This window comes from Plantibacter sp. AC185, assembly GCF_979258065.1.
On record NZ_OZ409831.1, the window covers coordinates 3,332,129 to 3,351,400 of the forward strand.

A 19,272-nucleotide genomic window follows, 5' to 3' on the forward strand; every position below is an offset into this window, starting at 1 on the left:
GCATCGTTCGAGACGTATGCCTCATGTCTAGCGACCGACTCCGACGTCTGGGGCCAAGATGGTCAGCGCGAACACCAGCGTTGTTCCGAGGATGGGATGAGTCGGGCGTCCCGTTGTAAGCAGAACGCCACTGCCACGCGTTACTGGACGACGTGAGGCGAGCCGTGAAGGGACACGCCGCCGAGTTACTGAGCCTTTGCGGCGATGCGTTCTAGTGGCGTTCCGGGTAGGTCGGCAGGGGAGGGGGTTGCGGTTACGGCGGCGTCGAGGAGCTGCTCGGCGAGCGGCTCAAGCTTCTGATGTGCAGTGACGATCGAATCCGTGTTCGTGGTGATTGCGACCTCGATGGGAACGCGCAGGCCCTGGATGGAGCGTGCTGCGGTCTCGATCGATTGGGTGAGCGCTACTGCGTAGGTGTCCCATTCCTGCTGCTTCTGTGCTTCGAGCAGTCGGAGCTGCTTGTAGAACAAACCGATCCGGGCATCACGTTCGTCGATGAGACGAGTAGTACTCGACTGCGGAGGCGGGGGAGTCGGGGATGAAGAGCGAGGTGAAGAAGGTGTCACCGTCGTGGATCGATCTCTCGACGAGATTGGCGTTGTCATTGTCGGTGAGGGTACGCCAGGTGTCCCATGACCATTCGGGCGCTGCTGGGTCGACGGCCGTGAGCTGATTCGGGCCGGTGACCTTGTAGCTCCACCCGCATGTGGCTTCGTCGGGGTAGGGGTCTGCCTGCTCTACCGCGAGCTGCTGTTCGCCGATGCTGTGTTCCGCGTCGTCGTACTGGGACCTGGCGTCAGTTCGGTGGGAGAGGAGGTCGTCGACGTCGACGACCAGTTGCAGTGGTTCGGTGCGGTGCTGCCATAGCTCGGCTTGGTCAGGACCGACGGTCGCCTCGAGCAGCTCTGCCATCTTCGCCGCTTCCCAGGATCCTGGTCGACCGGCCAGCGCCTCATCGATTGCGCCGAGATTCGCCGCAGCGCCGGCGAGGGCCAGGGTGACGAACTCAGCCCAGTCGGCAGGGTCAGTCTCAGTCGGATGTGGCTCGACCTTGCCGGTGGGTGTCTGCTGCAGGCGCGGGCGGCGCCACCGTCCAGCCTCGGTGAGCGCCGCGACGGCGTCGTTGAGCACGTCTGCGAACGGTCGCTGTGCTGCATGCCCGGCCCGTACCGTCTCAATCGTGCCGTAGGCGACCGGGTTCGCAGAATTGTTGTCCAGGGGGTCCGGCAGGCCAATCAGCGGGGGCAGAGTGGGGACGACTTGATCGTCGGCCTGTTGGGCAACCTCCTCCGATCAAGCGCATGGACGGGTGCTGCCGACGGCGATCGCTTGCAGCAGACAGGGCCTCGGCCAACTGGCCGGGGCCCTGTGAGTTGCTCCGAGCTTGCGCGTTGACGTCAGCCCTGGTTTAGGGCGTTGTACTCGAGTTGCTGGTTCGGTCGGCCCGGTACCGGGCGATCCAGAACACCAGGCTTGTCGCTCCGAGAACGCCCAGGAGTGGGATCGCGATAAAGCTACCGATGAGCAAGGTGGTCTCGGTGGCTGTGGTGTAGCCCGATGTTCCGTTGGCGTCAGCTGTAAGGCCGCGGTCTCCGAGGATTATCCCGAGGTAAATGAGTGTGCCAACGGCTGTGAGTACCCCGGCTGCAGAGGCGATAGCCGCCCCGCCGGCGAGGGCACGCATCAGTTGCACTGCCTTTGGATCAGCGTCCAGTAGTCGTACGCAGGTCGGCCGAGGTCGAGGTTCCAGCTCACCTTGTTGGGTGCGCGGAATCGAACGAAGTCGAAGTGGCAGTAGTACTGGTCTCGCATAGACGGGGTGTTCTCCCGGCTCCCCGGTGTCTTGTTGAGGACTTCGTCCCACCCCGCCCACCGTGCGGCCACACCGGCGCTAGCCCACGGGTTCACTCGTGCCCAGGATGACGGATAGACCTGCAGCGTTTTACCAGACCATTTCGTGCGGTCGACCAGGGCGATGCCGAGCCACGGATCGGCGACAATCGGGTATGCGCTACCTTCTGCGTGTTCAACCACCTGGGTGAGGGTGGTCCCGTCGAGCTCGTAATGCGTAGCGATGTCGGTGCCGTTCGCGTCCTTTGCCCAAGCTGACGCCACTCCAGCGAGGAATTTGCCTTCTGCGTCGACGATCACGACAGCGCCGCTCGCCGGGTCCAGGGTAACCGTCGCGTCCGCGGGTACCTGCAGCGGGTAGGCGTAGCGGGTCGGCGCGTGGGCACCGTCAATCACGGTAGTGATCTGCACCGAGGCATCCTCTTTCAGCACGGGGACGGTTGTCGAGCCGTCGTTGTTGTCGTAAGACACGATCCCATCTGCCTCGGCGATGGCATTCTCCGCATTCGTGGCGTTCGGCAAACCCACAGTGATCTCGGTGCCTCCAGAATCGGTCAGTGTCACTCCGTCGGCCGCCTTAGTTGGAAGGATCGCGGAGGCTTCGGAGGTGCTTGCTTCGACTGCTGACCTATCAGAAAGGTCAACCGAAGCGTCCGCGACGCCGGTCAATACCTCCGGGGCTGCCGCAGCGATGGCAGCCAGCAGGTCAGGCTCGGATTCTGCGGCATGAGCAGGAACAGCCAATCCCGCCGCCAGAAGCGCGGCTCCAACGGTAGCAACGAGTTTCATGGTGATGCGCAAGTCTTTCCCCTCGATAGTGTGGTCACGGTCGCACTCGAAGGTCTGCATCCGCGACCCCCGGCCGAACGGAATCAGGCTTCAGTGAAGCGCCGCTGAGCTCTGCGATGTTGTGACGCTCCTCGACGCCACTGCTGAAAGCCTCTTGGACGATCAGCGGAATGAACACCCGCCACGTGGCGGAAATAGCACACCGAACGGCGGGTCACGCAAACAGGCCTACTTACATAAGGTATATTTTCAGCTAAATTGTTGCAGTATTTGCGACTACCGAATCCCACCTACACGCAGACGCTGCGCAACAAGTGCAGCTACCCCATCAAAGGCAAATTCAGGATCGCCGGCTTGCAGAGTGGCTCCACGACGGCATGTCGGACGATCCAGCCTGGCGCGGCCATCATCAACAACGTCACCAACTGGTACGTGCCAAACGGCTACGCAGCCTGCTGATTGCGCGTGGGCGTGCCGTCTCCGCATCGGCACGCCCACCCGGCAGCGGATTGTCGAACATGCGTGGCTTGACGGCGAGGATCGCCAAGAGCACCCATCCCGACTCGATGAGCGGGCGGCTCTCAGTCAAGCTCTGCAGCACCAGGAGCAGGAGCAGCGAGAACGGCGCGGCGGCCGCGAAGAAGGTGCTGAGTGTTGACCTGGTCAATCGGTTGGGGAGGAGCGACAGTGTCCCGTGAGTGGTCTGGACGATGAGGACCAGGAAGACGATTGCACCGACCAGCCCGAGCTGCATGGTCACGTCGAGCCATGCGTTGTGCGCTTGGAGCTGACGGACTCCGACTGCGTCGTCCCCTCGCGGTCACCCGTGTGGTGGTGTCGCAGCTGCGCCCCGGCTGTGTTGGTTCGGGGCGCGGCTGTGGTTGTGTGACGTGCTTGGCGAGGTCAATCCTCGGATGGTGATGGTGTGGTGCTTGGGCGTGTTCGTCGTCTGGCTAGGGTGAGTGTCCCCGCGACGACGAACACTGTCAGGCCGATACCCAATGCCCAGAGTCCGATGTCGATGCCGAGCACGATGGGGGCCGGGGTGTAGCCAGGTTCCAGCCCCTGGTCCTCCTGAGCGCGATACTGCAGTCCCGAAATGATGAAGAACACGATGACGGTGATCGCCCCGACGGTGGCCAGGATGGCTGAAGCGATGATGACTTTCTTCACGGGCATGACTCCTGGGTGATGGCTACCAGTTGCATCGGTGGGTGACGACACCGGCGGGCCAGTTGGACCGGTTGGTGCGGAAGCGTTCCAGGTTGTAGTCCTGGGTGAAGGGGAGGCCGTAGACGCTGGCGGCGACGTGGCAGTTGTACTGGTGCTTGAGTGTGGCCTTGTTCGTCATCGCGGTCGCACCGAACCTAGACTTCCACTCATCCCAGCCTGCGCCGTTGAAGACGGCTTGACCAGAGATGTATCCGCCAACGCCACCGCCGCCACTGAGCACGACCGCTCCGAGCGGGGTCACCCAGGCACTGTAACGGTAGTCGCCCTTGTAGCTGTCTCGCTTGAAGTTCTGGAACAGAGTAATGCCAGCCCATGGGTCAGCGACGACGGGGTACGCGGTCTCCGCGCTGTGGTCGATGACCTGGGTCAGGGTGTTGCCAGAGACTTCATACCAGGTCGAGACGGGTGCACCGGTAGCATCCTTCGCCCACGCTGGCGCGACGCCACCGGAGAACCCGCCGCTGGCGTCGGTGATAATCACAACGCCGTCTTCCCGGATCGTCAGTGCTCCGCCCTCTGGAACGGAGAAGTCGTAGTCATAGCGCGTTGGCGCCTGAGCACCGTCGATCACGGTGATGATCTGAAGGCTGCCGTCCTCGCGGACCACCGGGACGGTCGTCGACGCGTTGCCGTTGTCGAACGCCGTCACACCGTCATGCAACAACACCCCGTCACTGGCCTGCTGGGCGAACGGCAGGGAAACGGTGAGCTCCTGGCTTGCGGAGTTGAGGGTGGCTGCACGACTTGCATCCCAAGGAACCGTGACCGTGGTTCCCTCTGCCGAGTACTGCGCAGCGTCGGCGTCAGTGCTGCTTGCCGGCGCTGCCGCATCCAGCGTCTCCGGCACGACGGCCTCCACTGCAGCGAGCACATCAGAGTACGGCAGCTGGTCCTCGGCAAAGGCTGCAGATGATCCTCCCAGAAGCGCTGAAGCGCACAGCGCCCCGACCTCAGCGATACCGATGGTACGTCTCAGGTTCGACATTCATCCTCCGATCAGTAGCGCCACCTGTGCTGTTTTGTGAGGGTACCCTTACCTCAAGTAAAGTGTCGAGGGATCAGTGATGATTCGGGGGTTTTCCCTCGTCCAAGAATCGACTGGGTTGGTTCAGGCCGGCGTCGCCATCGGCCATCCAGGCGGCAGTCCAGAACGTACCGGCGAATTGAGAGAATGACCAAAGGCAAAGCGATGGAACGGCGACTCGCAGAAAACCCTCTGATCGATCAACTGTTCAAGCATCGTGGCAGACCGAACGCCCCTGACTTCATCAGTCGCAGCTCGGGCCTGTTCTACGAGCTGACGACGAGCAACCTCTCCACGCTCGCGCGTCACTTGAAGCGGTCCTACGTCGACCCAAGTCGGATCGCCAAGTACAACATGTGGTTCTACGGGAAGTGAATATGCGACAGAAAATTCGAGGTGCCGTCCTCCGAGAGGGGCAGTCTCTCGGGGGAGTCACCTTCGGTGATCTTCTCCTAGACGACTGCCGCACGCGTCTTGCTGAGGATTTCGATGCGCGTCCGGTGATCGAGGATGTGTCGGTGGCGTCGCTGCGCGTGAAAAGCTGCTCGCTATCGGGTGCGTTGCTGCGGAATGTGACGGTGGGTGGGTTGACGGGCGACCAAGGTTCCCTGTTCATCAGCGGGTGTGAGTTTCACAACGTCACGCTGTCCGGGGTCATCGGTGATCTGACGATTCAGACGTTTGTGACCGCGAGAACCCCGGAGGAGCTCGCGATGTACGAACGTCGAGTCAGGGAAGCTGACCAAGGTGACGATATTGGCCTGGACATCAGAGGGGTGGAGGGGGATCTGTCGATCCGGGGGTACAGCGCTCACCGGATTCGGATCGATCCGACCTTCCAAGCCGTCGTGACGCGGGAGCGTGCGGTAGCCGGGGTCTGGGACGACATCGATTTCGGCGAGTCCACGTTGGAGATTGCGCTCCAGGATGTGGTGAAGCGAGGTTGGAAGGACACGATTCTCTCGGCCAACAAGCGATCACGGCACTTCGAGCATGAGGTGCAGATCATCACGGAGCTTCGCCGGCGGGGGATTGCCCTGTGAAGCGCCCACATCGCGTCCTCGGCGCGCTCGGCCTCGGCGGCCTTGTGCTCGCTCTCGTGGCCGGGTGCGCAGCCCCGAGCGTCGTTGCGGGAGAGGATTGCGCGGAGCTGGCCCAGGTGGCGACGTCCTACGCCACGAACGTGTCCGAAAATCTGACAACCCTGGAAACCGACCCCGCCGTCGGTGCAGCACAGCTCTCGGCAGCCGGCGAGCTCTTTCGCGCCGCGACGAACGACATCGGCGGAGAACAGGACGTGACCGCCAAGATCCAGGTTCTGGTCGATGGGATTTCCGATGCTGCACAAGGCATCTCGGACTCTGGGCTGACCGATCAATCTCGAGCCGCCCTCGAGACCGCAGTCACCTCGTTCAGTGAGGCCCTTCCGCCGCTGATTGAATCCTGCGCTGCCACCGAATCGCCCACCCCCGCCCCGTCGAGCACCAGGTAGCTCCACAACACCGACCAGCAGGTGTGCGCAAGCAAAGTGTCGATGACATCGACGTGACGTCAGGGCGACAGCTGGAGAACTCTCGAGGAAAGCAACCCGGGATACTGCAAGAATGAGGTCATGGGCATGTTCAACACCTACTTCATCGCGCCGGATGACGCGGCTGCGGCCGCTGTCGTTGACGACGGTCCTGTCGGGGTGCGCTCTCCGGTTGTTGAGGCGGTCGGCGCGACGGTGGAGGCCGGCACGTTGCTGGCGCTGCTCTCTGGCGCGACGTATGAATCGATCACCGATGATCCTTCGTGGTCGCGACTCGTCTCCTCGCCGGACCATGATTCCGCTTGGGTCATTGCCATGCCCGATACCTTCACCGAAGCACTTGCCACCTCGAGTGACGACCGCCTCGTTGAGGTGGCCACCCCGTGGTCGGAGACTGAAGAGTTTTGGGGTAATGGTGACGCGGTGGAGCTGCAGTCAATGCTCCAAGAGTGGGCGGCGCTTGCCCGAACGGCACGCGATCGTGGCGAACACATGTACTGCTGGGCGGCGCTCTAGCACTCGACCACGTTCCTCCCAGGGCACCAGGCAGCTCGGCAACGCGCACCCAACCAGTGTGCGCAAACGAGGTGTCCATGACGTCGACGTGACGACAGCGCCATGGCCGTGAACGCTTGAGGCGCGGACCATTCGAAAAGGCTTCGTGAAATAACGGAGATTCTTAACTGCCGTGTTCGGTCGTCACCCGAGACGATGCGCGGAAGCGCCGCTTGTCGTGGACGGCGGGTCGGATCCTGAGGAGCGTCCATTCTGGTCTTTGCGGGGAATGGATCGCTAGAGCTCCAGACTGCCCCCGAACACGGACTGATGCGGCGGGTGAGCGTCGCGGTGGGTATCGTCTGAGCGCGGTCGGAGGACTCTGCTTGAGAGCTTCCGAGCCAACATGGTTAGCGGTCCCCTCGAATTCTGCGGCTGCGCGTTTTCGGAACGCTCGGGCAGACCCAACTCCCGTGCTTGTTGGCGATTGGTGTGGAGCTCCCGGAGGTAGCCCGCGGCTGGGTCCTCGTCCGGAGTCCAGTCGATAAGACGGGGAGGCTCTCGCCAGCTAGAAGCGGAGGTCGACGGCGCGGTTTGTGGGCTCGCAGGCACGGCATCTACCGCAGCTTGGTGAACCTGGTCCAACGGGAGGTACAGGTCCGGGCGCCAAAGTGGCCCGCCGGTCTGCGAAAGGACTCGGTCGACGCTCTCGAGCTGTTCGTCGATCCCTGCATCTCGACCGAGCCACTTGCCTGCCAAGGCATAGTACGTCTCTAGCCAGGAGTCAGGGTCTGGGTGGATGTCGTAGTCCGATGCCCCGGTGAAACGGAGGAGCAGGTCCATCTGAGTCTCAACGATCCTGAGTTGAATTTCCTCCTCCATCCGAGGGTCGTCGCCGTGAATGTCCTCGTAGTCGTCGCGCACGTCGTCATAGTCCGGCTGTGGCTTGCGGAATCGTAACCCGTGGCGATACATCGCCACCCATTCGTTCTGGTCCTGGCTCAGGTCCGACGAGGGGCCTGTCTGTTCTTCGCTCATCCTGCGAGCCCCTTGGCGGAGTCAGTCAGGCTTGCTCGACGCCGCATGACACCGCGAACGACGAAGGGCGAGGCCCCGAGGAGCATCGTGGCGGCAGCGCTTGCGGCGAGGGTGGCGCCGTCGAAGCCGGTGCTTGCGAGCTTCTGTCCGGGGCGGTCGATGAAGCGTGTCTGCTCACCTTCCTGCCCACAGACACCTTCGCTGAGGAGCATCTGCTTCGTGTCGTCGGCGTAGGTGCGTTCGATCCAGTTGACCCCGTTGCCCATGTCGCGGGTGGCGGTGAAGGTCGGCCCGGGAACATCCGTGCGCCCGCTGACCAGGATCGGCGCCGACTCCGGCGAATATTCAGTCGTGGCATCGCAGAGGGCCTGGCCGTCGGTGATCCGATAGGCGGTGAAGGTCTGCACGGCGGTGTCGGGGTAGAGGGCGACATCTTCGTGGTGGGCGGTGTCGCCGTACTGCTCTCCCTCCATCACCTCCGGCACAGCCTTCGTCGTGACACGGGGGATGACCGTGGTCTCGTCGGGCAGCCCGAACGCGTCGTGCCACGGTCCCTGCAGGACGGACTTGGCCGTGTCGGACTGCTTCTCGAGGTCGAGTGACCACACTGCGGTGATTGGGCCGTCGGCCTCGTCGGGGCGGGGGAAGCTGGCTTCCATGACGTCGCCGACCTCGTCGCAGGTGGCGGTGGCCGTGCCGAGCGCGGGGCGGCCCTCTGGGACCTCGGGGAGGCTGTCTTCGCCGGGGAGCTTGGCGTAGATTGCGACGTCCCAGATGACGTCGACGCCTTCGCCGTCCCGGTTGCGCCGCCAGGTGGTGCTGGTGCTGTCGGGGGAGAGGTCGCAGGTGGCGTGATCGACGATGGTGCCGCCGACGGGGACGAGGGTCTGCTGCATCTCGCTCGTCACGATCGGCTGGAAGATCGTCGAGGCGGTGATGCTGGCAGCAGAGGTGAACGGGATAGGGGAGCGGTTCTCGCTGCCGCGGGCGAGGCGCTGTTGGCCGGGCGTCTCGTACATCCAGGCCTCGGAGGCGTAGCCGCCGGGCGTGCTCCAGGAACCGTCGGCGCGGATGTCGTAGTCCGCAATGCCGTCGGCGGGATCGCCGGTGATGTCGATGCGGGATCCATTGCCGACAGCCACCGAGGTCGCGCCGGTGCTGGTCTGGTGCGCGCCGGTGAGGGTGAGCGTGCCGGCAGCGGCGGCGGGGTCGACGGTTACGTCGATGTATCCGGTGGTGCTGTCGGTCATCGTGATGGCTGTGGTCGCCGTGTTCGAGCCGGCTGCGGCAGCCCAGTTCTCGCCGACCCATGCCCAGATGCTGTTGAACGCTGCGGTCACGGTGGCGTCGTGGCCGTCGGCTTTCTGGCTGATGTAGTGGATGGCGCCGTCGTAGCCGGGGTGGTTCTGCGAGGTGAAGGCGTAGACGAACGCGGCGACGGCTGCTGCGGTGTCGTTGTCCGTGGTCTGCCCGAACTGGGAGAGGCCCGCGTTGAGCATTGCGAGTTCCGTGCCGCCGACGTCGCGCGTCCCGGCTGTTGCTCCGATCCCGCCGACGAGCGTTCCGCCGCCGGTCGCACCTGATGGCCAGTCGGCTTGGACGTCGATGCAGTACGCAAGAGAGCCGTCCGGGGTGACGTAGTTCACGAGCTGGCCCCAGCCATAGGCGGTGGTGGCTCGAGGGGATGGAGTGGTGCTGTCCGCAGCGGCCGACGTGTCCTCCGCGGCGGGAACCGAAGCGCTCGCCGAAAGGGCAGGCAAGCTCAGCGTGGTGGCAAGCAGAATCGATGCGCCGGCCGCGCTCAGGATGCGGCGGCTCATGCGGCCTCCTCCACCCGAGCGCGGCTTCGTCGGCTCCGCACGGCGAGGGTCACCCCCGCCGCGATCGCGAGAGGGCCTCCCGCAGCGCCGGCGATGAGGAGTTCTTCGTTCGCGCCGGTGAGGGCGAGCTGCGGACGTTTGGTCCCAACGGTCCCGCCAGAGCGGTCTGCAACGACATCAATGACGGTCCCGCCGCCCTCGTCCTCGACGGGTGGCTCGGTCCCGTCGCCGTCCTCCGGGTCGACAACGGCCGGTTCGGTGACATCGACGATGGACGACTCGTGGATGATCAAGTCGAGACCCTCCGGATCGTTCGGGTTGTCGAGCGTCCAGGCGTACCCACCGGCGGCCGAGACGCTCACGCAGTCGTCGTCGTAGCTCCACTCGGAGCCCGTCCAGGTCGCAGAAAATGAGCCGACCGTCGCAGCGTCGGCGACCGAGCCGACCGGGGGCCAGCCGTCGTAGGGTCCGGTGAGCGCTGCTGTGATCGGTTCGATCGCGATGCCGTCCTGGGTCCCAGTGACGTCGAGTGCGAAGCCGACGCAGTCGCCCACTTCCGCTACCGACGGGCTTGCGGAACCCGAGGCCGTAACGGCAGCGAGTGCTGGCGCGTCGAGGGCGATCGCCGGACCGGTCGTACCGAGCGCGGTCGCACTCAACGCGGTCGCCGCGAGCTGCAGGGAGAGGGGCAGTGCCATGTTGTCCTTCCGTCGCTTGCGCGAGTTGAGGTGAACGCTCGTGCGTCACCTCCTGCTCTTGTGGAGGGCCCGACAATCAGGCGGACGCGTCTTGAAGACTCCAGCCGCTGTTCGGCGTCGGCTCATCCCCCCAACGCCTTCGAGGCTGGCGGCGCGCGAGCACACCCCAGTCCCGCATTCGGGCTGCCGCGCCTCGCTCCGCTCGCCTTGCCCTCGAACGGCCGCCATAGCTCAGAGGGTTGGCACCAGGCGACCAGCGATGGGCATCGATGACGGGCCGTCAATGACGGAGGGGCGAGGGCACATGCCCCCGCCCCGGCACATGGACTGGGGTGTCGAGTCAGGGATGCACGCAGGCACCGGGATGGCCAAGTCCGCTCGGGTTGTCGACCAGCCACAAGAGCTAGCGAGGCGGAACTACCGCCTTTTGCCAAGGAGACGCTCTTGCGCGGTGGGATGGTCAGATGGAAGCGAGGCCTGGCCTCGCAGGGGCTCCGGCAGGCCGTCGACTATGCGCTCGGTGGTTCCTGTGATGCAACTGTCGGCACCCCCGCAGGCATTGCCCGCGCGCTCGGCTATGCACCTGAGACTGTCACCCGCTTCATCGTCGAGAACGAACAGATCACCGCCGATCAGCTCGACCGACAGAAGCTCGCAGCCTGGGTCGCCGGCCGCGATCCCGACACCGAAGCCATGCGTGGCGTCCGGAATCCGTCCCCTCGAGCAGATCTCCTCTTGGATGCGACCATCAACGCGTCGAAATCGTTCTCCATCGCGTCGATCCTCGATCCGGAGGTCGCGGCAGCCTACGACGCACTTCAGGATCGCCTCCGCGAACGCATCATTCTGGCCTGGCAGCGTGAGCTCAATGCCCGTCGTGGGAAAGCCGGCCACCGCCGTATGCCGCTGACGCGCATCGAGATCGTGGAGCTCCGCCATGCTCGCTCGCGCGCACTTGATCCCCACCAGCACCGGCACCTGTGGCTCAACATCAAGGTGCTCGGAGAGGACGGGCGTTGGAGCAACATCGACTCCCGAGTGGCCCTGCGTTTCCAGACCGTCATCAACGCGGAGGGCGACCTCGCCGCGAGGACGGACCCGGAATGGATCGCCGCCCTCGCCAGGAGGGGTTTCAGTATCGGCGATGACGGCGAGATCGAGCAGCTCGCTCACATCGTGCGGCCGTTGTCGAAGCGGTCGCGTCAGATCGAGCGGAACCGCGCCAACCGGCTGGATGAGTGGCGGCTCGAACACCCCGGCGCTGAACCAACGCCGCAGGACCTGACCGCCATCGACCAGTGGGCCTACGCACACGAGCGCCCGGCAAAGCCTGTCGCGATCAACGAAGCCGACTGGCTGAATCTGGTGCGAGAGGAGATCATCGAACTCGATCCGAGGCTCGCTGAGAAGCGGGCCCACCTCGCGCCGTTGGTGAGCCGCCTCGATGATCTCGATGTCGATCTGCTCGCGAGACGGGCGGTCGCCGATGCTGACCAACGCTCGACGCCGAGTGGAGGACGATTCAGCCGATTCGATGTCCGCGCCGGGGTGCTCCGGGCACTCGCCACAACGGACGTTGTCGTTGAACGATCCCAGCTCGAGCCACTGATCGAGCTGGTGATTCAGCGCGCCGTCGACGCGGGCTGCACGGACCTGCTCGGCGCAGAAGAAGTGCCGCCACAGGTGAAGGGCTACCTCTCGAATCACACCGCGACACTCAAACGGGAAGTTGAGCGCCGCATGGCCGAACTCGCGCCCCCCGGACGGTCTCTGACCGAAGAGGCGGTCTCCCGCGCCGAGCGCGCGTCCCTCCCGACAGGTCGCTCGCTCGATGAGGGTCAACGAGCCGCCGCCGCAGTGCTGGCTGGCAGCGATCGGCTCGTCACCGTGACCGGCCCCGCCGGAACAGGCAAGACGACCATGCTGCGCGTCGCTTGCGACCTACTCCGCCGCAACGGCCGTCGCCCGCTCCTGCTTGCGCCGACGCGGAAGGCCGCGCAGGTGGCTGGTGCCGAGACCGGCGCAGATGCAACGAGCGTGCATGAGCTGCTCCGAGCCCACGGCTGGACTTGGTATACGGATGACGCCGGCCGCGATGTCTGGACGTGGGAACGTCCAACGAACCCGATCGCTCGCCGCCACCGACTCCGCCGCAACGACCGCGTCATCGTCGACGAGGCCGGCATGCTCGACCTCGAGGCCGCACGCGCGCTCTGCATCACCGCAGAGCAAACCGGCATCGACCTGGCCTTCGTCGGCGACCCGATGCAGTTGCGCCCAGTTGGACACTCTGGCGCGATGCTGTTGGCGACCGAGGCCACGACAGCACGCGTCGATCTCGAGGACGTGCACCGCTTCCGCAAACCGGACGGAGCGATCGACCGCGATTACGCGCAGCTCACGGTCGCGCTGCGCGATGCACGGAGCGAAGATGATCGGCTTGCCGTGGCCGATCGTCTTATCGCCGGCGGCCATGTCGTCGAGTTGGAGCCTGGTCAGGATCCGACGGCCTACCTCGCTGAACGGTATCTCGCAGACACTGCAGCAGGGCTGCGTGTTGCGTTGGTGACGGCGACGAACGAGGAGGCGCAGCGCATCAATGACACGATCCAGCGACTCCGACTCTCGCGAGGCGAGCTGCAGCCACGTTCCGTGCTCTTCGCGCAGGACTCGCAACCCATCTATGAGGGGGACCTCGTCCAGAGCCGAGCCAACGAGAAGAACCTGGGCGTGAGCAACCGTCAGCTCTGGCGAGTCCGCAGCATCACCGGTGGGCACGCCTCCCTCGAATCCGTTTCGGACTCAAGCCGCGTCCGGAACGTACCAGCGAGCTACATCGCTGAGTACGTACACCTGGCCTACGCATCCACCACCCATGGTGCCCAGGGCGACACAGCGGACGTCAGCTACACCTCCGGCGCAGTGAACGGTGCGGCCATCTACGTCGGGCTCACTCGTGGAAGGCTCCAGAACACCCTGGTGCTCCCGGCGAGAGTCTTCGACCTCCGTGAGCAGATTGCCGAGTTGCTAGCGCTTGATCCCGGAGAACCGACAGTCAATCGGACACAGGCCGCGGCTCGCGTCGACTTGACCCGCACCGCACGAGAGGCAGACGCTGCTCAACCGGCACTCTGAATGACGCGAGCTCGTTGTGCAGATCGCTACGGACATCAATCGTCTAACGGTTTCGCTCGCCCAGAATGGTCAGCCCGGCCGCCCACTCCGGGCAGCCGAACGGTGTACGGGCGTCGCTTGGCTGCTGACACGGGCGAACTCCTTCGGTAACGCCGAGCGTGCAGTACAGTCGAACGCGAACTTCGTCGTGCCGGGGTTGTTCGCTCGCAGATAGGGCGTACCATGGTCGTCAATGTTGATTGACGTTGAGGGCGACCGCTTCTCTGTAGAGGTGCGCCTGGGACCAGGCGGACGTCGAGTGTATGACTTCTCATGGATCAACGGGCCCAGTGAACCTCCTTACGGATTCACCATTGGGTCGACTTCTCCATCCACTGAGTTCTCGACGGAAGAGCTGCGGGCAAAAGTCGCCGCTTTTGTCCACCACTTCTATGCCCCCGGCGGGATAGGGCCGGTCGATTTTCCGGAATTTGTGGCATCCAGGAATCGTCAATAAGCTCGCAACTGTCCGCCTAGCTGATCACTCTTGCGACCGTTTACATCGCGCCGCGCTACTTGGCGCTCGCAGCGGATACTACTCGCCAGGCTTTGCTCTTTTCCAAAGTGAATTCTGAAACGATGGGTTTGGAGTAGTCCACCCACGTCTCCTGACCTTCGGCGGTTACCGACACGTTGGATGCATCCAGGGTGACGCGGACGACGGCGTGATCATTGTTCGATTCGATCAATTCAGTCCCTGTGATCTCGACGTCGCCGTGTTGTTGAACCTGGCCCGTCAGATACCAGTCTTGATCCTCTTCCAAGACGTCGCGCATCTCCGTGGACGCAAGGTCGAGCAGAGCATCCGGGATCGGATCGGCGTACCCACTCTGGGCCCAATGGTCATAGCTCTTCACAAAGCTGACCGTTGTCTCGACTGGCTCTTCCGGAGAAGTCTGTGGCGAAGAGCAAGCACTCAACAATGCTGCCGATGCGAGCGCAGAAACGATGAGATGAGACTTGAACTTCATGCTGACCTCGGCTTGTCATTCCACTATTCATACTAGCGATTTCTATCAGTTAAGCCGCTAGCCGCAAGTGATGTCTGTACCGGGCGAGTAGGTCGGAGTGTGCGTGTCGGCGATTCCGACCATATCGAAACTCGTCCAGGCCCGGAATGATGCGGCTGCGGTCCCATTGCACTCGTACCGCGCTGTCACTCGATTGGAGCTGGGGAGACCCATATCTGCCTGCGAGGGGAGGACTGCGCGACCCTGTGTGCCTACAGCTTGATAGAGACCGATCGGATTCATTCGATCAAGTTGAGTGGTCACGTCCGCGTGTGTCGCACTGCAGTTGCCTTGATTCCAGCCACCGTGCGCTTGCGTCGCTCGAGCACTTGACGGATTGCTTGTAGAAATGTGTGGGTAGTCGACGATACCGTAAGCTTCGCAAATAGCCTGAGCGCTGGAGGATGACTTACTTTCTGCGTCAGTCTCAGGCATGATCTGCACCTTCTCGACAATCATCGTAGATGCATCGTCGGTCGGTGAGGGTGGGGGAGTTGTCACTGCATGTGCAGAGGTTGGAATCGTGAGTGCGATAGTCGCAGCAGCCGCGATGATCGAAAACGAAAGCTTGGTTTTCATTGCATCCTCATTTCGCATTAGGGTCACGTATGCTCCTTTATGGCAAAGGCGGTGATCCCTGTTGGTAGTGAGCTATTGACTATCAACGTATCGTCTTCCACCCAGCCCTGTCCGCCCCTGAATGGGGGAGGCGTCGATTCGGCGGACGCGCAGGCTATCGGGGCGCCGAGGGGCGGGCGTCCTCCTTGCTGGTGTTTCTCTTGCCTGCGCGGGGCGGTAAATAGTGGTATTCCAGTCGCTTGTCAATTCAATTGATCAGGCGGCTATCCCGTTCGACACGTGATAAGCCGATTCAATCCGCCGTGGGCAAGCGCTGGAGCGGGAATGAACGGAATCATTGGCGTCCCAGAACGGCCGCCGACGCCGCCGCACGCAGCGGCTGTCGAGTCCCAGTCGTGCCACTGTCGTTACCATCACGTACACTCGCTTAATCGAACACGTGTTCGAATCTCGGAGGTGCGACATGGCGACGATCGTTGACGAAGCAGTGGATGTTGATCTCGCGGCGGACGGCGATCCGCTGGCGTTCGTGTGGAAACGATTCGAACACCGGGTCATCGGCCAGCCGCAAGCGCTGTTCTCCCGCCAAGCCTGGTGGACAGGCGACTCGTCGCCAGCCCGCATCGATATCGAGACGTGGCGGGTCGACGCGGCGCGAGGCGACGAGGAGCCCACCCGCTACGACCTCCGCCGCGACACCACCGGCAGATGGACGCTCGCGGTCGCCTGGACGTGAGCTTCTCCCACCTCCACGTCGCCTCCCACCTCTCCGCGCACTACGGTGTCACGTCGAGCGCCGCCCTGGCCGGCCTCGCAGCGGAAGATGGAGCGTCGTTCCTCGCCCTGACCGACCGCGACGGGCTCTACGGAGGACCGAAGCACGTCGGAGCGTGCCTGGCTGCGGGCATCTCACCGGGGCTGGGGACCGACCTCGCTGTCCTCGACGAACATCAGGAGCCGATCGGCCGGGTCGTCCTGCTCGCGCATGGTCAGAACCGCGGAGCTGGGTTCGCTCAACTGTGCCGGGCGGTCAGCGCGGCGCATGGTCGCCGCGAGAGACCGGCGATCCTTCGCGATGAACTCGCCGTGATCCTCGCCGACGATCCCGCACTGACGGTGATGCTCGGGCCTGAGTCCGATGTCGGGCAGGCAATCGAGCGACGGGATCATGCCAGCGCCGGTGCGGCTCTCGATCGGTGGCGGGAACGGCTACCAGCGCGTCATCTCGTGATCGAGGTCGTCTGTCATCTCACCGACCAAGGGGTTCGGGGCAACGTCGCGGCCGCAACTCGGATGCTCAGCCTCGCGGAGTCCGCCGGCATCCCTGCGGTGCTCACCAACGCCGTTCGATACGGGCTTCCGGACGAGGCCGCCACCGCAGACTTGGCGGACGCCGCGAGATTCTTGCGTCCGCTGGCAGAGCTCGACGACCTGAACGAGCTGCAGGTGAACGGACAGGCCTGGTTGAAGCCCGCAAAGCAGATGCGTCAGATCGCTAGGATGATCGTCGGCGCCGGCACACACGATGACGGGGCGGTGCAACGACTACTGACAGAGACCGAGCGCCTCGCGGAACGATGCTCCCTCGACCCGGTGTCCGATGTCGGCTGGAAGCAGCTGCGCATGCCGGAAGCGTCGGTGATCGGCATCAGAGGCGACCCGCACCGCGCGCTCTGGGAGCGGGCACGTGCCGGCGTCGATGAACGGTACGCGCGGACGGGGATGCCTCCATTGGAAGACGCGCACCGGGCTCTCGAACACGAGATGCGGATCGTTGAGCAGCTCGGCATGCCGTCCTACTTCCTGACGGTCGCCAAGGTCGCCGACATCATCCGCGAGATGGGGATCCGCATTCAAGCGCGTGGCTCGGGCGTCGGGTCCGTCCTCAACTACGCCCTCCACACGTCGTCGGTCGAGCCAATCAGCAACGGGCTCATCTTCGAACGCTTCCTCTCGCCGGAACGCACCAACCTGCCCGACATCGACCTCGACGTCGAGTCCGCCCGCCGTCACGACGTCTATCGCGAGGTGTTCGCCCGCTTCGGCTCAGACCGCGTGACGCTCATGTCGATGACGAACGCCTACCGCTCGCGGGGAGCAGTCCGCGACGCCGGCCTCGCGCTCGGCATGGACGAGTCGATGATCGACATGATCGCGAAGCAGATGTGGCGGTTCAACGCCCGCGAGTTCCGCGACGCCCTTCGCGACAAGCCAGAGCTGGCCGACCTCGCCGACGCCGTGCGCGAGTCCCGCGAACTCGACCTGCTCGTGGACGTCACCGAGCGTCTCGATCGCCTGCCGCGTCACATCAGCGTCCACCCCTGCGGCGTGATTCTGTCCGATACGTCCCTGCTGAACCGCACGCCGACGCAGCTGTCGGGCATGGGCCTTCCGATGTCGCAGTACGACAAGCACGACATGGACAACATGGGCCTCATCAAGCTCGACATCCTCGGCGTGCGGATGCAATCGGCGATGGCGCACGCCGTCAGCGAGCACGAACGCTTGACCGGCGAGACCATCGAACTCGATGCCCTGCCGCTCGACGATGAACCCACGTATGAACTGCTACGTTCCACGCGCACGCTCGGTGTCTTCCAGCTCGAGTCGCCCGGGCAGATGGAACTGGTCGGCAAGCTGCAACCAGAGGTCTTCAACGACCTCACGGTGGAAATCTCACTGTTCCGCCCGGGGCCGATGCAGAACGACATGCCGCTGCAGTACCTTCAGGTGCGGCACGGCGAGACGATGCCTGACTACATCGACCCGAGACTTCGGCCCATTCTCCGAGAGACGCGCGGCGTGGTCGTCTTCCACGAGCAGGTCATGCGGATCATCGACGAACTCACCGGCTGTGGGCTCGGTCCCGCCGACGTCATCCGCCGACAGCTCGCGGACCGCGGGCGCCTCGCCGGAATCGAAACCTTCGTGCGCGACCGCGCTATGGCGCGCGGATTCCGGCCAGCCGTGATCGACAAAGCCTGGACCATCCTTGCTGGCTTCGGGTCCTTCGGGTTCGCGAAGGCGCACGGGGCAGCCTTTGCTTTGCCGACGTTCCAGTCGGCCTGGTTGAAACGGCATCACCCGGCCGAGTTCATGGCCGGGCTACTCACCCACGACCCGGGCATGTGGCCGAAGGACCTGATCCTCGCTGAAGCCCGCCACCTCGACGTGCCGGTGCTCCCGATCGACGTGCAGCGCTCGGGACTGGAGTACGTCGTCGAGATCGCGCCCGACAGCCGGCTGGGCGTGCGGATGTCGCTGGTCGAGATGAAGGGAAGTACCGAGAAAGAACGAGCCCGCATCGCGAGGCATCAGCCGTTCTCATCGCTTCAGGACTTCCGTGACCGGGTCCGGCCGCGCCGCCGCACCTTCGAGGCGCTGGCTCGTGTGGGTGCTCTCGACGCGTTCATCGACTACATTCCTAGACGACGCCACGAACTTCTCGCCCACCTCGCGGGAGTCACTACGAGCGCCCAGCTCATCGCAGATGAACAGCTTGCCTTCGAACTCGACCTGCCTGTTCCCGAGCGCAGCACGATCACCTCGCTCGAGCTGCGTGGTCGCACTCAGACCGACCTCGAGCTGCAGGAGATGCGCCTGGCCGTGAACCGCCACCAGATGGAACGGTTCTAACCGCTCTTCCGGCAACTCGGCGTCACGCCGGCGCGTGACCTCGTAGATCTACCCGGAGGAACAGAGGTCCTCATCGCTGGCGTCCGCCGAGCAACGAACACGCCGCCGATGCGCGGGGGTAAGCGCGTCGTCTTCGTATCCCTCGACGACGGCACTGGCCCGGTCTCCAACGTCGTGTTCTTCCACGATGTCCAGGAGCGGATCGGCTCGGGAGTCTTTCAGACTCATTACATGCTTGTCGGTGGGACGACGCGTCGCTCAGGGGCTCGCGGAGTCTCAATCACCGGTGCCGCCGCCTGGGACTTGCTCAACGTTCAGCGCGAGGTCGAGCAACACGGTGCCGCACTTCGGGATATCAACCCTCTCCTTCGTAGAGCATGACTCACGTCGCTTC

18 protein-coding genes are annotated in these 19,272 nt (G+C 64.0%); 8 read left to right on the plus strand and 10 right to left on the minus strand.

What is annotated here, in order from left to right; translation table 11 throughout:
* Positions 1-185: 185 nt before the first annotated feature.
* The 6 genes from ACZZZB_RS15570 to ACZZZB_RS15595 form a co-directional block, all read right to left on the minus strand.
* Positions 186-470 carry a hypothetical protein gene (locus ACZZZB_RS15570; RefSeq protein ID WP_138944968.1) on the minus strand — a complete coding sequence of 95 codons (285 nt, stop codon included), beginning with the start codon at positions 468-470 and terminating at the stop codon, positions 186-188.
* 13 nt (positions 471-483) lie between these two features.
* Positions 484-1,131 (minus strand): hypothetical protein, encoded by a 648-nt coding sequence (locus ACZZZB_RS15575; protein ID WP_463530158.1) that lies wholly within the window; start codon positions 1,129-1,131, stop codon positions 484-486.
* Positions 1,132-1,683: 552 nt separating this feature from the next.
* Positions 1,684-2,652: a DUF2599 domain-containing protein gene (locus tag ACZZZB_RS15580; protein WP_463530159.1), complete on the minus strand. Its 969-nt coding sequence runs from the start codon at positions 2,650-2,652 to the stop codon at positions 1,684-1,686.
* Between the two features lie 406 nt (positions 2,653-3,058).
* Entirely contained in the window at positions 3,059-3,400 is a 342-nt protein-coding gene (locus ACZZZB_RS15585; RefSeq protein ID WP_138944965.1) for a hypothetical protein, read from the minus strand.
* Between the two features lie 143 nt (positions 3,401-3,543).
* Entirely contained in the window at positions 3,544-3,813 is a 270-nt protein-coding gene (locus tag ACZZZB_RS15590; RefSeq protein WP_138944964.1) for a hypothetical protein, read from the minus strand.
* Between the two features lie 22 nt (positions 3,814-3,835).
* Positions 3,836-4,858, minus strand: a complete 1,023-nt coding sequence (locus ACZZZB_RS15595) for a hypothetical protein (protein WP_463530160.1) — start codon at positions 4,856-4,858, stop codon at positions 3,836-3,838.
* Positions 4,859-5,044: 186 nt separating this feature from the next.
* Here ACZZZB_RS15595 and ACZZZB_RS15600 point away from each other — a divergent pair, with 186 nt between their 5' ends.
* The 4 genes from ACZZZB_RS15600 (at position 5,045) to ACZZZB_RS15615 (ending at position 6,944) form a co-directional block, all read left to right on the plus strand.
* Positions 5,045-5,272: a hypothetical protein gene (locus ACZZZB_RS15600; protein WP_463530161.1), complete on the plus strand. Its 228-nt coding sequence runs from the start codon at positions 5,045-5,047 to the stop codon at positions 5,270-5,272.
* 2 nt (positions 5,273-5,274) lie between these two features.
* Entirely contained in the window at positions 5,275-5,940 is a 666-nt protein-coding gene (locus ACZZZB_RS15605) for a hypothetical protein (protein ID WP_463530162.1), read from the plus strand.
* The gene (locus tag ACZZZB_RS15610; RefSeq protein WP_463530163.1) at positions 5,937-6,389 is read left to right on the plus strand and encodes a hypothetical protein; all 453 of its coding nucleotides are present in this window, start codon (positions 5,937-5,939) and stop codon (positions 6,387-6,389) included. Before ACZZZB_RS15605 ends, ACZZZB_RS15610 begins: the two co-directional genes overlap by 4 nt.
* Before the next feature lie 120 nt (positions 6,390-6,509).
* Positions 6,510-6,944 carry a hypothetical protein gene (locus tag ACZZZB_RS15615; RefSeq protein WP_463530164.1) on the plus strand — a complete coding sequence of 145 codons (435 nt, stop codon included), beginning with the start codon at positions 6,510-6,512 and terminating at the stop codon, positions 6,942-6,944.
* Between the two features lie 276 nt (positions 6,945-7,220).
* Here the strand turns inward: ACZZZB_RS15615 and ACZZZB_RS15620 are convergent, their stop codons facing one another.
* Genes ACZZZB_RS15620 through ACZZZB_RS15630 form a run of 3 tightly spaced genes read right to left on the minus strand, consistent with a single transcriptional unit; the run spans position 7,221 to position 10,479 of the window.
* Positions 7,221-7,961: a hypothetical protein gene (locus ACZZZB_RS15620; protein WP_463530165.1), complete on the minus strand. Its 741-nt coding sequence runs from the start codon at positions 7,959-7,961 to the stop codon at positions 7,221-7,223.
* On the minus strand, positions 7,958-9,781 hold the full coding sequence (locus ACZZZB_RS15625; RefSeq protein ID WP_463530166.1) for a hypothetical protein: 1,824 nt from the start codon (positions 9,779-9,781) through the stop codon (positions 7,958-7,960). The genes ACZZZB_RS15620 and ACZZZB_RS15625 overlap by 4 nt, the downstream gene beginning before the upstream one ends.
* Positions 9,778-10,479 carry a hypothetical protein gene (locus tag ACZZZB_RS15630; RefSeq protein WP_463530167.1) on the minus strand — a complete coding sequence of 234 codons (702 nt, stop codon included), beginning with the start codon at positions 10,477-10,479 and terminating at the stop codon, positions 9,778-9,780. The genes ACZZZB_RS15625 and ACZZZB_RS15630 overlap by 4 nt, the downstream gene beginning before the upstream one ends.
* Before the next feature lie 456 nt (positions 10,480-10,935).
* Here ACZZZB_RS15630 and ACZZZB_RS15635 point away from each other — a divergent pair, with 456 nt between their 5' ends.
* Entirely contained in the window at positions 10,936-13,614 is a 2,679-nt protein-coding gene (locus ACZZZB_RS15635; RefSeq protein ID WP_463530168.1) for an AAA family ATPase, read from the plus strand.
* Positions 13,615-14,165: 551 nt separating this feature from the next.
* Here the strand turns inward: ACZZZB_RS15635 and ACZZZB_RS15640 are convergent.
* Entirely contained in the window at positions 14,166-14,624 is a 459-nt protein-coding gene (locus tag ACZZZB_RS15640; protein WP_153303484.1) for a hypothetical protein, read from the minus strand.
* A gap of 1,081 nt (positions 14,625-15,705) precedes the next feature.
* Here ACZZZB_RS15640 and ACZZZB_RS15645 point away from each other — a divergent pair.
* The 3 genes from ACZZZB_RS15645 (at position 15,706) to ACZZZB_RS15655 (ending at position 19,259) form a co-directional block, all read left to right on the plus strand.
* On the plus strand, positions 15,706-15,978 hold the full coding sequence (locus ACZZZB_RS15645) for a hypothetical protein (protein ID WP_079003036.1): 273 nt from the start codon (positions 15,706-15,708) through the stop codon (positions 15,976-15,978).
* Entirely contained in the window at positions 15,951-18,878 is a 2,928-nt protein-coding gene (gene dnaE / locus ACZZZB_RS15650; RefSeq protein ID WP_463530169.1) for a DNA polymerase III subunit alpha, read from the plus strand. The genes ACZZZB_RS15645 and dnaE overlap by 28 nt, the downstream gene beginning before the upstream one ends.
* Before the next feature lie 108 nt (positions 18,879-18,986).
* Positions 18,987-19,259, plus strand: a complete 273-nt coding sequence (locus ACZZZB_RS15655; protein WP_463530170.1) for a hypothetical protein — start codon at positions 18,987-18,989, stop codon at positions 19,257-19,259.
* Positions 19,260-19,272 lie beyond the last annotated feature (13 nt).